At 70.4% G+C, this 13,551-nt stretch carries 15 protein-coding genes; 7 read left to right on the top strand and 8 right to left on the bottom strand.

All coding sequences use genetic code 11. From position 1 onward, the window contains the following. The first annotated feature begins 395 nt into the window (after positions 1 to 395). Positions 396 to 986 carry an ArsR/SmtB family transcription factor gene (locus tag HZS54_RS13390; protein WP_179917621.1) on the top strand — a complete coding sequence of 197 codons (591 nt, stop codon included), beginning with the start codon at positions 396 to 398 and terminating at the stop codon, positions 984 to 986. Between the two features lie 29 nt (positions 987 to 1,015). On the opposite strand, the gene HZS54_RS13385 is transcribed toward HZS54_RS13390, so the two are convergent. Genes HZS54_RS13385 through trpC form a run of 4 tightly spaced genes read right to left on the bottom strand, consistent with a single transcriptional unit; the run spans position 1,016 to position 4,832 of the window. Beyond that, the gene (locus HZS54_RS13385; protein ID WP_179917620.1) at positions 1,016 to 1,822 is read right to left on the bottom strand and encodes a 2-amino-3,7-dideoxy-D-threo-hept-6-ulosonate synthase; all 807 of its coding nucleotides are present in this window, start codon (positions 1,820 to 1,822) and stop codon (positions 1,016 to 1,018) included. 60 nt (positions 1,823 to 1,882) lie between these two features. After that, positions 1,883 to 2,731, bottom strand: coding sequence for a tryptophan synthase subunit alpha (gene trpA / locus HZS54_RS13380; RefSeq protein ID WP_179917619.1), 849 nt, complete (start codon positions 2,729 to 2,731; stop codon positions 1,883 to 1,885). Then, positions 2,731 to 3,987 (bottom strand): tryptophan synthase subunit beta, encoded by a 1,257-nt coding sequence (gene trpB, locus HZS54_RS13375; protein ID WP_179917618.1) that lies wholly within the window; start codon positions 3,985 to 3,987, stop codon positions 2,731 to 2,733. Before trpB ends, trpA begins: the two co-directional genes overlap by 1 nt. Further along, positions 3,984 to 4,832: an indole-3-glycerol phosphate synthase gene (trpC, locus tag HZS54_RS13370; RefSeq protein ID WP_179917617.1), complete on the bottom strand. Its 849-nt coding sequence runs from the start codon at positions 4,830 to 4,832 to the stop codon at positions 3,984 to 3,986. The genes trpB and trpC overlap by 4 nt, the downstream gene beginning before the upstream one ends. 281 nt (positions 4,833 to 5,113) lie before the next feature. On the opposite strand from trpC, the gene HZS54_RS13365 reads away from it, so the two are divergent. Continuing rightward, complete coding sequence (locus tag HZS54_RS13365; protein WP_179917616.1) at positions 5,114 to 5,578, top strand: hypothetical protein; 465 nt, start codon at positions 5,114 to 5,116, stop codon at positions 5,576 to 5,578. 150 nt (positions 5,579 to 5,728) lie between these two features. On the opposite strand, the gene HZS54_RS13360 is transcribed toward HZS54_RS13365, so the two are convergent. Further along, positions 5,729 to 6,052, bottom strand: a complete 324-nt coding sequence (locus tag HZS54_RS13360) for a DUF7410 domain-containing protein (protein WP_246391645.1) — start codon at positions 6,050 to 6,052, stop codon at positions 5,729 to 5,731. 4 nt (positions 6,053 to 6,056) lie between these two features. Beyond that, positions 6,057 to 7,526 carry a hypothetical protein gene (locus HZS54_RS13355; protein WP_179917615.1) on the bottom strand — a complete coding sequence of 490 codons (1,470 nt, stop codon included), beginning with the start codon at positions 7,524 to 7,526 and terminating at the stop codon, positions 6,057 to 6,059. A 157-nt stretch (positions 7,527 to 7,683) separates the two neighbouring features. Here HZS54_RS13355 and HZS54_RS13350 point away from each other — a divergent pair, with 157 nt between their 5' ends. Next, on the top strand, positions 7,684 to 7,932 hold the full coding sequence (locus HZS54_RS13350) for a DUF8142 family protein (protein WP_179917614.1): 249 nt from the start codon (positions 7,684 to 7,686) through the stop codon (positions 7,930 to 7,932). Between the two features lie 147 nt (positions 7,933 to 8,079). Here the strand turns inward: HZS54_RS13350 and HZS54_RS13345 are convergent, their stop codons facing one another. Both HZS54_RS13345 and HZS54_RS13340 read right to left on the bottom strand, forming a co-directional pair. Further along, a complete protein-coding gene (locus HZS54_RS13345; RefSeq protein WP_179917613.1) occupies positions 8,080 to 8,364 on the bottom strand; it encodes a DUF3194 domain-containing protein in 285 nt (94 codons plus the stop codon). Further along, on the bottom strand, positions 8,365 to 8,760 hold the full coding sequence (locus tag HZS54_RS13340; RefSeq protein ID WP_179917612.1) for a prefoldin subunit beta: 396 nt from the start codon (positions 8,758 to 8,760) through the stop codon (positions 8,365 to 8,367). A gap of 154 nt (positions 8,761 to 8,914) precedes the next feature. On the opposite strand from HZS54_RS13340, the gene HZS54_RS13335 reads away from it, so the two are divergent. The 4 genes from HZS54_RS13335 to HZS54_RS13320 are packed head-to-tail and all read left to right on the top strand — an operon-like array spanning position 8,915 to position 13,513. Continuing rightward, positions 8,915 to 9,133 carry a hypothetical protein gene (locus tag HZS54_RS13335; protein WP_179917577.1) on the top strand — a complete coding sequence of 73 codons (219 nt, stop codon included), beginning with the start codon at positions 8,915 to 8,917 and terminating at the stop codon, positions 9,131 to 9,133. Further along, the gene (locus HZS54_RS13330; RefSeq protein WP_179917576.1) at positions 9,130 to 9,489 is read left to right on the top strand and encodes a hypothetical protein; all 360 of its coding nucleotides are present in this window, start codon (positions 9,130 to 9,132) and stop codon (positions 9,487 to 9,489) included. The genes HZS54_RS13335 and HZS54_RS13330 overlap by 4 nt, the downstream gene beginning before the upstream one ends. Next, positions 9,486 to 13,265: a bifunctional DNA primase/polymerase gene (locus HZS54_RS13325; protein ID WP_179917575.1), complete on the top strand. Its 3,780-nt coding sequence runs from the start codon at positions 9,486 to 9,488 to the stop codon at positions 13,263 to 13,265. Before HZS54_RS13330 ends, HZS54_RS13325 begins: the two co-directional genes overlap by 4 nt. Next, positions 13,262 to 13,513, top strand: a complete 252-nt coding sequence (locus HZS54_RS13320; RefSeq protein ID WP_179917574.1) for a helix-turn-helix domain-containing protein — start codon at positions 13,262 to 13,264, stop codon at positions 13,511 to 13,513. Before HZS54_RS13325 ends, HZS54_RS13320 begins: the two co-directional genes overlap by 4 nt. Positions 13,514 to 13,551: the final 38 nt, after the last annotated feature.

Raw genomic sequence — 13,551 nt, 5'->3', positions numbered from 1 at the left:
TCCGCGACGTTGGTCAGCTCGAAGGCGACCGGCTCCCCCCGAGCGACGACCGACCGGTTCGCGGTCAGTTCGAACCCGCCCGCCGCGGCGGGAAGCCCGCCCGCGGAGCCGACCCCGGGCGTCGTTTCGTTCCCCGTACAGGTGGGCGCCATCTCGATGGGTCCCAAGTCGGCCGACTCGCCTTCCGGGGCGGAGCTAGCACCGAGACACGCCGGGATCACTGCCACCGCGAGCACCGCGAGCAGCGCCAGCGAGCGAGAGCGACCGTCCATACCCCGACGGAACGCTGGGGACCACCTCAGGGTATCGCGAGCTAAAACGGTCGTTTACGCGGCCCGCAGGTTGAAGGGGGGTCGGCGGGAACGGGCGGGTATCGTGACCGAGGAGGCGAAGGCGTGAGCATCTTCCCGCTGCGGTCGGAGCCCGACGTGGATGACCGGGAGCCGAAACTCGTCGACCTCGCCGAGGCCGACGCCGAGGAGGTGTTCGACGCGCTGGGGTCGGAGACCGCCCGCTCGCTGCTGCTCGAACTCCACGACGAGCCGCGGCCCGCCTCCGAACTGGCCGAGGCGGTCGACACCAGCGTCCAGAACGCCCAGTACCACCTGACGAAACTCGTTGCGGCGGACCTCGTGGAGGGCGTCGACACCTGGTACTCCGAGAGCGGGTCGGAGATGACCGTCTACGCGCCGGCCGACGAGTCGCTGGTGCTGTTCGCCGGCGAGGAGCCCGAGTCCTCGCTGCGGCGGCTGCTGGAGCGACTGGTGGGCGCGGTCGCGGTGCTCTCGGTCGGCGCCGTCGCCGTCGCGCTCGCGGTGGGCGGCCGCGAGGGGCCGGAACCGACCGCCGGCAACGCGACGACCAACATGAGCGGACCGCCCGTGGGACCGACCGGCGCCGGAACGGACCCGCTGGTCGCCGTCGCCGCGTTCCTCGCCGGCGGCCTGTTCGTCCTCGCGGTGCTCCTCGTCGTCGGGCGGGTCTGAGAGAACGGCGCGCTCGGCGGTAGAACCGCTCAGGCCTCGACGGGGAGGCCGGCGCGCTCGGCGGCTTCGTCGGCCGAAGCGTCGTCGTGGAGGACGGCGGCGACGGCTTCGGTGATCGCCTCTGGGTCGTCGTGCTGGAAGATCGACCGGCCCATCGAGACGCCGTCCGCGCCGGCGTCGACGGCGCCGCGGACCATCGAGAGGGTCTCGCGGTCGGTGCCCTTGGAGCCGCCGGCGATGACGACGGGGAGGGCGGTCGACTCGACGACGCGGCCGAACGTCTCGGCGGTGCCGCTGTAGGCGGTCTTGACCACGTCGGCGCCCAGTTCCTCGGCGAGGCGGACCGCGTGGCCCAGGTCCTCGGCGAACAGCTCGGGGTCGTCGTCGCGCACGTCGTGGCCGCGGGCGTAGGCCATCGCGAGCGTCGGCAGGCCGTAGCGCTCGGCCTCGCTGGTGACCTCCGAGAGCTGGGTGATCTGGTCGGGTTCGTGCTCGCTGCCGACGTTGATGTGGAAGGAGACGGCGTCGGCGCCCGCGCGGATGGCGTCCTCGACGCTGCCGGTCATCCGCTTGTCGCTCTCGTCGGGCCCGATGCTCGTCGAGCCGTTGAGGTGGACGATGTACCCCGCGTCGTTGGTGTTGGGGTGGACGCGGTCGGCGACGCCGCGCTGGGTGAGCACGGCGTCGGCGCCGCCGCGCGTGACGGCGTCGACGGTCGATTCGATGTCGACGAGGCCTTTGACGGCCCCCAGTGTGAGCCCGTGGTCCATCGGGACGATCAGGTGGCGCCCCCCTGTCCCGATGCGGGCGAGGCGCGCGTCTTTCCCTGCGGTCATGTTGTGTGAGGGTGTGGCAAGTACGGTTATTTGCCTTCCGGTTGCGGACGGTACTGCGAGTCAGTCCGGGTGCTCCGCGGCGGCCCGTTCGGCGCCGGCCAGCGCGCCCTCCTTGAGTTCGCGGGCCTTCGCTTCGAGCCGCTGGGCGGTCTCGGCGAACGGCTGGTCCACGTCGGGGTCGGCCCCGTCGGCGACGATGTCCACGAGCGCCGATCCGACGATGATCCCGTCGGCTCCCGCCGAGACGATGCGTTCGGCGTGTTCGCCGGTTTTGATGCCGAAGCCGACCGCCTTGGGCACGTCCCAGTCGTCGACCCGGGCCAGCGACTCCTCGGTCTGGTCGGACACGTCGTCGCGCGCGCCGGTCACGCCCAGCCGCGCCTGGACGTAGACGTAGCCCGAGACGTTCTCCTGCATGCGCTCCAGTCGCTCGCCCTTCGTCGTCGGCGCGATGATGAAGACGAGATCCTGATCGAACTCGTCGCAGGCCGCCCGGAGCGGGCCCGCCTCCTCGGCGGGGAGGTCGACGACGACGAACCCCTCGATGCCCACCTCATCGGCCCGCCGGGCGAACGCTCGCGGTCCCGTCTCGCCCGTCTCGGGGTGGGTGTACTGGGCGATCAGGTTGTAGTAGGTCATGCAGACGAGCGGCACCTCGACGTCGAGGTCCTCGACGAACTCGAAGTACCGCTCGGGGGTCATCCCGCCCTCCAGCGAGCGGACGACGGCCTCCTGGATGGTCGATCCCTCGGCGATGGGCTCGGAGAACGGCAGGCCGAGTTCGATCACGTCGGCGCCGCCCCGTTCGAGCGCCTCGACGTACTCCAGGGACTCCTCGTAGGTCGGGTCGCCCGCGGCGACGTAGGGGACGAAGGCGGGCTCGTCGGCGAAGACGCGTTCGAGCCCCATCAGATGTCACCCCCGCTGCCCGCGGCCGCGCGCAGCACCGACATGTCCGGCGCCACGTCGAGGTCGCGCTTCTCCGTCTCCTCCAGCACGGTCTCCAGATCCTTGTCGCCGCGGCCGGAGACGTTGACGATCACCAGATCGCCGAGTTCGTCGTGGTGTTCCTCCAGGTAGCCGAACGCGTGGGCGGTCTCCAGCGCCGGGATGACGCCCTCGTCCTGGGAGAGCCGGTGGAACGCCTCCAGCGCGCTGTCGTCGTCGACGTTGACCGCGTCGACCCGGCCCTCGTCGACGAGGTGGGCCAGCTCGGGGCCGACGCCGGCGTAGTCCAGCCCCGCCGAGACCGAATGGGACTCCATGATCTGTCCGTGCGAGTCCTGCAGGAGCTTCGTGCGCGCGCCGTGGAGGACGCCCTCCTCGCCGGTCGACAGCGACGCCGAGTTGGGCGCGACGCCCGTCTCCTCGTCCACGTCGAGCGAGGAGCCGCCGGCCTCGACGGCGTAGAGGCTCACGTCCTCGTCGTCGACGAAGTGGTGGAACGCGCCCATCGTGTTCGACCCGCCGCCCGCGCAGGCCAGCACCGAATCGGGCAGCCGCCCCGTCTTCTCCTGAACCTGCTCGCGGGCCTCCTCGCTGATCACGGCCTGGAAGTCCCGGACCATCCGGGGGAAGGGAGCGGGACCGACGACCGACCCGATGACGTAGTGGGTCGTCTCGACGGTGGTCGCCCAGTCGCGCATCGTCTCGGAGATTGCCTCCTTGAGCGTCCCGCGGCCCGTCGTAACGGGCGTGATCTCGGCGCCGTTGATCTTCATCCGGAAGACGTTGGGCCGCTGGCGCCGGATGTCCGTCTCGCCCATGTAGATCTCGCAGGGCATGTCGAGGTGGGCCGCGGCCATCGCCGTCGCCGTGCCGTGCTGGCCGGCGCCCGTCTCCGCCACGATCCGCTCTTTGCCCATGTACTTCGCGAGCAGGACCTGTCCGAGCGCGTTGTTGAGCTTGTGCGCCCCGCCGTGGAGCAGGTCCTCGCGCTTGAGGTACACCTCGGTGTCGTAGCGCTCCGAGAGCGACTCGGCGTGCTGGAGCGGCAGGGGCCGCCCGCCGAAGTCGGCCAGCCGGCGCCTGAACTCGTCCATGAAGCCGTCCTCGTTGTCGAGGACGTACCGCTCGTAGGCGTCGGTAAGCTCTTCGATGGCCGGCATCAGCGACTCCGGCACGAACTGTCCACCGTACTCGCCGAACGTCTTGTCTGTGCTCATTGGTGTGTCTCCGTCTCCGCGTCCGCCGCCGTCTCGGCTGTCGCGTCCGATTCCGCCGTCACGAGGCGCCGGGTGTTCGCTTCCACGTCGCCGCCGCCCGCCGCGTCCATGATCGCCGACCCCACCAGCAGGGCGTCGGCGCCCGCCTCGCGCATCGCCAGTGCGTCGTTCGTCGTCGCTATGCCGCTCTCCGCAATCAGGGTGACGTTTTCCGGGGCCTCCGGGGCCACGTCCTCGAAGGTCCCGAGGTCGACTTCCAGTTTCGCCAGGTCGCGGTTGTTCACCCCGACGATCTCGGCGCCCGCCGCCAGCGCCCGCTCAACCTCCTCGGCCGTGTGGGTCTCGACGAGTACCTGGAACCCGCGCTCGCGCGCCGCCGCCAGCAGGTCCGCCAGGTCGTCGGTCCCCTCCTCGTCGAGGAAGCGGACGATCAGCAAGAGTACGTCCGACTCGACGGCGTCGAGCTGGGACTCGCGGACGACGAAGTCCTTCCGGAGCACCGGCACGTCGACCGCCGCGCGGATCCGTTCGAGCGCGTCGGTCGACCCGCCGAAGTGCTCGGGTTCGGTCAGCACCGACAGCGCGGCCGCGCCGCCCGCGACCATCGACTCGGCCAGCTCGACCGGGTCGTCCGTCCGCTCGCCGTCGGTCGTCGGACTCGTCGGCTTGACCTCCGCGATCAGCGGGACGCGCCCGTCGGCCTCTGCCGCCTCGAACGCCCCCGTCAGCGAGCGAGCGTCCACGGCGACCCGCTCGCCGCCCGTGTCCGCGCGCGACGCCGCGCGCTCCCGGGCCGCGTCGAGTATCGACCGCACCTTCGGTGCGATATCGCCACCAGTACTCATTACTGTCCACTAACGGACAGTGTTGTACATAAGGTTTGCGTCACCGGGACGGCAGCGGTGTTCGGTACTGTAGTGAAGGCGTTGAGCGGGCGCGCGCCGCCCGAGGGACCAACCGACAGCCCGGTCTCCGCATAGCGGACACGGCCGGTCGAAGCGCCGTTGAACCGGATTGAAGGTCGCGGTAACCCGGCTAAATCGGCTGAAATCGGGCTAACTGGGGGCGAGCGCTTGCCCCCTTCAAGTGCGATCGGCGACCAGGGGCGAGCGGAGGCAGACTCAGAATGAAACTCAAGATCGTCGCAGTGTTCGCGAGCGTCCTGCTGGTCGCGACCGGCGCCGCGATGGCGATGCCGGGCAACGCACCCGACCACGCGCAGGACGGGAACGCACAGGCCGACGACCACTCGCAGAGCGGGGACCGCGCCGAGGACGATGCGGACGAGTTCGACTCGAACGCGACCGAGAGCGACTCCGACGCCCGCCGCGGGCCTCCGGCCGACGTGCCCGCCGCGGGCGGGGCCGACGACGCGAACGGGAGTCAGGGCCCGCCCGTCGAGATGCCCGAGCAGGTGCCCGACTTCGTGAGCGGCGTCCACGAGACCATCGGGAACGTCGCGGGCGGCGCCGTCGACGGCGCCCGGTCCCTCGGAGAGAAGATCAGCGCGCTGACGCCTGACGGCGCGGACGCGGCAGGCAACGCGTCGGCCGACGACATCGGCAACGCGACCGCCACGCCCGCCCCGTAACGGTCGACGTTCGCGGGAGGCGTAGCTCCGTCACTCATCCCACCGCAGTCACACACGGTCGAGCGACGCGCTCGGGCTGTTCCTGCCCGGTGTGTCGCGGTTCGTGCGGTGTTTTTCCGCCGACCGTCCGTCCGCCAGCGGCGCCAGCGCTCAGAAGAAACTGCCGAGGACGGCCATGTAGAGGATCACGGTGGCGGCGTAGGTGACGCCCAGCGCGACGACGGCCTTGGCGTGGAACAGCCAGAGGTCGTCGCGCTCGGTCTCCAGCGCGGCCTCGTAGCGTTCCTGCTCGGCCGGTGTCGGGTCGTGGCGCTCGCCGACGTGGAGATCCCTGGCGTGTTCGCTCCGGAACGGACAGTCGCAGTGGGGGCAGATCGCCGCGGGCACCTCGTCGGCCGGCACCGCGGTGTCGCGGCTCGGACGGAGGGCGGGCGCGCGGTCGACGTGCGGTGGGGCGGCGGTGTCGTCGGTCATGGTCTCAGACGTACGGCGGCGGCGCGTACGGTTGCGTGATCACCCATAGGGAGGTCATCGTGTAAAAGACCATCACCACCACGGAGGGGTACTGGCTCCGGATGGCCGCCAGCACGCCCGGGAACAGCTCGAACGCCAGCGAGTGGGCGACCCAGATAGCCAGCACGTGCCCGCCGAGGACGAACAGCAGTTTCACCGAGCCGAACCAGCCCGGCAGGACGAGCGCGAGCGGGGAGGCCGGCGGCGCGAACGGGCTCGTCGCGACGGCCGCGAGCGCGGGCGCGAGCCCGAGGAAGTAGCCGAGGAAGTGCGCGAGGTGGTAGCCGGCGGCGATGGGCAACAGGGCGGGGGCGAACCACCGCTCGATGGCCCGCGCGGTGACGTAGGTGCCGGCGGTCGCCCGCACCTTCCGCGCGGCCAGCCGATAGACGGCGAGAAAGAGGCCGAACCCGGCCAGGAGGACGACCGCATAGACGGCGAGCGCGGGGACGCCGGCGTCGACGACGGGCTCGACCGCGGCCGCCCAGGTCGGCGTCGCGACGAGGCCGTCGTAGGTCGTCACCCACAGCAGCGCGACGACGAAGGCGACCTCGCCGGGTCGCTCCGGCAGGGGGTCCTCGGTCAGGGCCGTGCCCGGCAGCCGAACGGTGAGCGAGCCGTCGGCGTCCCGCTGGAGCGGCGCGACGCGACCGTAGGCGGCGAAGACGCGACTCACCGGGTCGACGCGCTCGAACCACCCCTCCCCCACGAGTAGCGACCCGGCGACGGTCACCAGCGTGTACGCCAGCACGACGCCGGCGAGCAGGCGGGGGTTCTCCCCGACGGGGCTGACGACCTCCAGCCAGACCAGCGCGAGCAGGCCCGCGACCGCGGGCCAGACGCCCCACGACACCGGGAGCGAGACGCTCCCGACGAGCGAGTCGTCCCCGCGGTCCGCGTCGCCACCGTCGCCGTCCTCGCCGCGACGACGGCGACTGCGGACCCACCGGACCGCCGAAAGCGGCGCGCGCCAAGGGTTCAGCGCCGGCCAGGTGTCCCCGACGAGGTACGTCGTCGCCGTGTAGCCCGCCCACCAGCCGACCCACACCACCAGCAGCGCGAAGTTCCGGACGCCCTCGCGCGGGCCGGCGAATCCGGTCACCACCACCAGGAGAAGGACGCCCACCGAGCACGCGCGGACGAACGGGACGACCGCCCGACGGAGCCGGGCCGGTGTCGGGAGGGCGAGGCGCCACCAGTTCACCCCGCGCATCGCGTCGTGGTCCGTGAGCAGCGTCGTGAACAGGAAGGATCCGCCGACGACGATACCCCCCGTCAGAACGGTCAACCACGTCGGCACCGTCGCCGAGGCGACCGACCCGCCCAGCGACCCCGAGTGGGCCGCGGCCCGTTCGGACAGCACCACGGCCGCGACGGCCGCCGCGACGAATCCCCACAGCGACCGCCCGCCCCGACCCGGTCGGTTTCCCGTCATGCGTTGCCCACCCTTCCGACCCGAGCCTGTTAACTGCTACCGTGGATCGGCTGGTCGCTCGGGGACCGACCGGCGGAGCCGCGCCGTGCCGATCCGCGCTCGCGACCGGGGGACGCGAGAACGCGGCGCTTTTTGCGGTCGACGCCCAAGGTTGACCATGGCCGACAGCGACGAGGGTGGATACGACCGGAAGCGGGCGGCGCTGGCGGTGTTGCCGTTTCTCCTGCTCGGGATCGCCGACGTCGTTCTCCTGCTCCAGTGGGGGATCAATCCGCTGTGGGGCTTCATGATCCTCCCGCCCATCCTCTTCATGAGCGTGCTCGCCTGGATCGCCTTCCGCTCGGGGCTCGTCGGCAACCGCGTCGTGGACGACGACCCCGCGGTCGGCGACCCCGAGCACGACTGAAGCTACCGGGTTCCGCGGCCAGCCGGCTCGCGTCGAGCCCCGGCGTCGTCGAGAGCGCGCTGGAAGAGCCTTGTTCGGTCGACGTGACCGCCGCTGACCGGGGAGCGCCGCCGCTATCGGAGTAGCGTCGCCGGCCGAGACGGCCGGTCACTCGAACAGGTCGTCGACGGCGCCGCGCGCGGCGAGGGCGGCGTCGTCGGCGACGCGGTCGGGGTCGCCCGAGGCGTCGGGCGCGTTGAGGTACACGTCGACCTCCAGGATTCCGTCCTCGAACGTAACGGTCACGTCGAGGTCGTCGACCGCCGACCGGTCGAGTCGCGAGAAGACGACGCGATCGGCGGCCTCGGCCGCGGCCTCGACGACGTCCTCGTCAGAGGGGTCGTCGGACCCGGCGTCGGCGCCCCCGTCGGCCGCCGCGTCGTCGGTCGGCATCTACGCGCCGCCGGCGCCCGGACCGCCCATGCCGCCCGGACCGCCAGCGCCGCCGCCCTGGAGCATGTTCTGGAGCTCCGTCTGGAGTTCCTCGAACTGCTCCTGGACGCGCTCTTCCTGCTTCTCCAGCGTCTCGACGCGCACTTCGAGGCTGTCGACCTTCTCTTCGAGGTCGTCCTGCGCCTCGCCGTACTCGGTCTGGACGAGCAGCTCGCCGACGCGGCGGTACATGCCGGCGTCCTCGTCGATGTCCTCGAGCTCGTCGAGGGCCGTCTGGGCCTCCTGGAGCTGTGTCTCGGCCTGCTGTTTCTGCGCGGCGACCTGCTGGGCCTTCTCCTGCAGATCCTGCAGTTCCTCGAGCTTCTCCTGTGCTTCAGGCGGCAGATTACCCTGCATACCTCAGCGTGGGAGACCCGTGGTGAAAAACCCCCGCATTCTACTCGAAATTCGGTGTCAAATCGAAACACGAGCAGAACGCGGCAGAGAACGTTTCGAGTGATGTACGGCCGATAAATCAAACTTCGGTATACGGATCCGGAGGTGCAGCGGTATGAGCGGGCGTTCCTACGACGGTCCCGCTCTCGACGGGAGCTATCAACCCATCTCCGAGGCGCCGTACTGGCAGGGCGACGGCGAGACCGTCGACGTCGTCGACGACGAGCCGACCGGCGAGGAGACCACGGAGAACGTCCCGATCCCCGACGGCGGGGCGCAGCGGCCGGATGTCGATGGACAATCGACGTGGAGTGACTGGGAGGGGTCGGCGTGACCTCGCCCGATGTCGACGTCGACGAGCTCGGCACCGTCGTCCGTGTCGTCGCGTGCCCCGACTGCGGTAAGGACCTCCGCCTGGAGGCCCGCGAAGGCCTCCACGAGTACTACGTCGCCATCTGCCCCGACGAGTGTTTCGGCGCAGCGCTGCGGGTCGGTGGGAAGCTCGACATCGACAGCGAGGCCGCGACCCGAAGCCCGGCGGGCTGGTGCGTCCAGTGCCAGGAGCAGATCGTCGACGACGAGGACGCCGTCGAGGTCACCCACGCCGGCGAGGACCACATCGTCCACGAGGGCGAGTGTCTTGAGGCGCATCGGCGTCAGCAGGACCGCCTGGGGGGTGCATCGGCGTGAGCGACGAGGTCCCGCTGGAGAAGCGCGTCGCTCGCGAACTCAAACGCCACCCGGACGCCAGCCCCGTCCAGCTCGCTGGCGCACTTGAGGCAGACCCCGCGGAAGTCGCGGACATCCTCGACGAGAACCTTCCCGATCAGGTAGAGGATTTAAGTAAAGATACCGGGGACCGTGTGAGGGGGTCCGGAACGCGGTCGCAGCCAGACTCGGATGACGGGTCCAGGTGGGACACCAGCGGTGATCACGAGAACCCCATCGATGTCTCCGACGTAACCGACGAGGAGCGGGCTGGGATGCTCCGCGAGTACCTGGAGGCCTACGTCGACGAGTTCGGACAGGTCCCGCGGCTGATGCCCCTCGACGAGGAGGGCAAGGGCCCGATCATCCAGGGGAAGTGTCGCCTGGATAGCCCCGAGGGTCGTTCGTACCTCGTCGACGGCGAGGAGGCCATCCGTCAGATCCGTGAGGAAGGCGCCCGCGGGTTCGCCTTGTACGCCGGGAAGTGGGACCACGGCACCGACGATGTCGTCTTCGTCGACCACGACGAGGAGGAGTTTGCGGCGCCGACCGCCGAGCCCACGCTCACCGTGACCTCCGGGTCGGGCCGGGCGGACGGCCACGAGACCTATCGGAACGCCGGCGACGTTCAGAACGCCCGCGTCGGCGACAACCTCGGGGAGATCCGTGCCGAGAACTGGTACGTCGTCGCTCCCGGGTCGGTCCACCCGACCGGCGGCATCTACCACGTTCGCGACAAGCGCGATATCGCGACGCTCGCCGACGAGGACCTCGACGATTCGATGCGGCCGGCGAGTGGTCGCCACGATCGCGACGAAAGCGAGTCGCCCGTCCAGGACCTCGACGGCGAAGGGGATCGCCCGGACGACGACACCGTCGACGAACGCCTGGAGCGTGCGTTCGCGAACAGCCACGACGGCGAGCGGATCCAGAAGGTCTGGAACGGTCGCTACCGAGCGGCCGGCTTCGACGACCGGTCCGCTGCGGAGTTCTGGCTGGCGAACCGTCTGGACTCGTGGGTCGCCCGCGGCGACCGGACGGTCGTCCGTCGGCTGATGAACCGGGCGAACCTGCAGAAGTGGCCCGAGCGCCCGGACGACAGCTACCGGGGGTCCGTGCTCTCGGAGGTTGGCTACCAGGACTGGTACTACGACCCCGATCACTACGAGAGCGAAGGCGACACGGCCGGCGGCGGTGCGCCCGGGCCCGAGACCTGCGAGCCGCCGGCGGTCGACTTCGAGGAGTTCGACCGCGAGGAGCGGTGGGAGGACCTGCAGGGCGAGCGCTACGACACGTTCGTCGACGCCCACGGCCCGACCATCTGGGGCGACCACGCCGGCGCCGGGAAGACCACCAACGCCGGCCGCGCGGCCGCCGCTCGCGACCGCGAGTTCGTCGCGCTATTCGATAAGCACCAGAAGGCCCGCGAGTTCGTCCTCGACGACGCCACGCCCGCGGTCGACTTCCACCTCAAGGGCGGCGCCCAGAAGCTCCACGACACCTGCATGGACGCCGACCACGCCGACGAGCAGTGCCCCGATCACCCCGAGGGGTCCTGCCCCCACATGTGCCCCATCTACGACCTCGCGAAGGACGAGGACGACCGCCAGCGCTACGAGGCGGTCGTCCAGGAGCTCGGGCCCGTCCAGGCGCACATGATCCTCGACCTCCCCGATCACGACGCCGACGGCAGCTGCGAGTGGCTCGACCAGTTCGACGAGCTCGAGAGCGCCGACCGCGTCGTCGGCGTCCACGAGTACCAGCTGCTCAAGACCGTTCGCGATGGCCGGGACGTCATCGTCGACGAGAGCCCGAGCGCGCTGAAGACCGAGCGGACCGTCGACATCGAGGGCATCGCCCGCACGGCGACCGCGCTGGAGGCGATCGCCGACCTGCAGGGGACGCCCGACACGCTGGAGGAGTTCGCCCGGTTCGCCCGGGACGCCATGGACGCGCTCGCCGGCGACGAGACGGCCGACAGTCTCGCGGACCTCACGCCACCCGACGTCGAGAGCGACACCTACTTCCAGCCGGTCGACCCCGAGGACCTCCCCGACGATGTCGACGCCGCCGACGTCGAGCAGCGGACCATCCGCGAGGACGTCGGGATGCCCGGCGAGGGCTACCGCACCCGTGAGGAGTTCGTCGTCGAGCGGTCGCGAACGGCGGAGACGTTCGCTCAGGCGAAGCTCTCGTACAACGAGACCATCGTCTCCCGGATGCGTCGCGACGAGTGGGACGGTGCCCCGCTGTGCTTCGACGCGCTGCTGGCCGCCGCGGCCGAGGCCGGCGCCGATCCCGGCGCCGCCCGACAGGCCATCGCCGTCCCGACGCTCCTGGAGTCCTGCCCGTGGTGCGGTGAGGACCTCGTCGACGACAACGGCGCCCGCGTCTGCTCCGACGAGGAGTGCGACTGGCACGAGGAGCACCAGCACCTCACCCAGCAGGGCGGCGAGCAGGCCCGGGCCATCGCCCGTCTCGACACCGACGATGGCTCGCCCGCCGGGCTGGACTACTACGCGCTCCCGCTCGCGAGCGACCTGCCCGAGAGCCCGCTCGTCCTCGACGCGACCGCGACGCCGGCGAAGGTCGCCGCGCTGTACGACGTCCCCCAGGACCGGGTCGTCGTCGACGGCGACGAGCTCCTGGAGAGCAACATGCACGTCACGCAGGTCCTCGACGGCCAGTACCACGCCGGGACCATCCGGCGCGCGCTCGACGAGGACCGCAAGCTTGCCGAGCGCATCCAGCGGACTATCGAGACGGTCGGTGACCTCCACCAACAGCCGCTGTTCATCGGGCCGAAGGCGCTGCTGGAGCGCTTCGACTTCCCCGACAACGGCGAGACGCTGTACTACCACGCTGCCCGTGGGCTGAACCGGGCGGAGTGCGACGCCGTCGTCTGCATCGGCGCCCCGCACCCCGCCGTCGACGATCTCCAGCGGGACGCGGAGCTGTTCGGCCAGGGCAACCACGACGTGCGCGTCGGCGGTGAGGAGTACTCGACGCGCCGGGAGACGGCGCCGCCGGTCTACCGCAAGCTCCTCTACGAGGACGACGCCGGCGACGGCCGCGCCATCGCGACGAAGGACTTCTCGGGGCTCGTCGGCGACCTCTGGCGGGAGACCCGGGAGAAGGAACTCGTCCAGGCCGTCCATCGGATCCGCCCGCTGCTCGCGGACACGACCAAGCACGCCTACCTCCTGACGAACGTCCCGACGGAGATCCCCGTCGACGAGCTCGCCACGTTCGAGGAACTCGCCGACCCCCTCGAAGCGATGCTCCCCGTCCCCGAGGGCGCGGTCGACCTCCTGGAGACAGTTCACGACGCCGTCGCCGGCGCCGGGCCGGATGGCTTCCGCGCCGGGCAGCTCGTCGAGCGTCGCGACGACGGGACGGTCGCCAACAAGGTCGACGGCTACCACCGGCTCGCCCAACTCGACGGGCTGGATGTCACTCGGCGGACGGTGTACGACTGGGTCCACGCCCTGGAGGACGTCGGGCTACTCCAGCCCGAGCGGTACGAACAGCACGCTGGGGTGTCCTACGCGGTCGATCCTGCTACTTTGAAATCGGCGTTATCAGTACTATCCAGTAACGGCGGTTTCAAAGTAGCAGCAACGCGGCGCTTACGTGCGCTACTGCAGGATCCCGGCTCAGGCCTCGACTGGTTGGCCTGGGCGAGGGACGTCTTCGATCTCCACGGCGACGCCGAATCGGGGGTGGTACCCTCCGGCGGGGGTGGCTCGGGGGCGTGACCGGCACTGAGTCGGGACGGTTTGACGACCTCCCGCCCAGTGCCAAGTACGTCTATGAACTCGTCAAGCGGGACGGTCCGCTCACCCGCCAGGAGCTCCTGCAGAAACTCCCGGAGCCGACGGTCGACCGGGCCCTCGATCACCTCCAAAATGAGGACTTTATCGACAAGACCCGCGAATCCGAGGACCTCAGGAAGGTAGTCATCACTACGAGGGCTATGCGGACGTATAACCCCTCCCGGGACTGATATAATGGCGACGAGACCGTACCAGACTATTCAGGTAT

This window comes from Halosimplex pelagicum, from assembly GCF_013415905.1.
In the GTDB taxonomy this organism is placed as follows: domain Archaea; phylum Halobacteriota; class Halobacteria; order Halobacteriales; family Haloarculaceae; genus Halosimplex; species Halosimplex pelagicum.
Note: the sequence above shows the minus strand (reverse complement) of the source record. Positions and strands in the feature narration are given on the sequence as shown.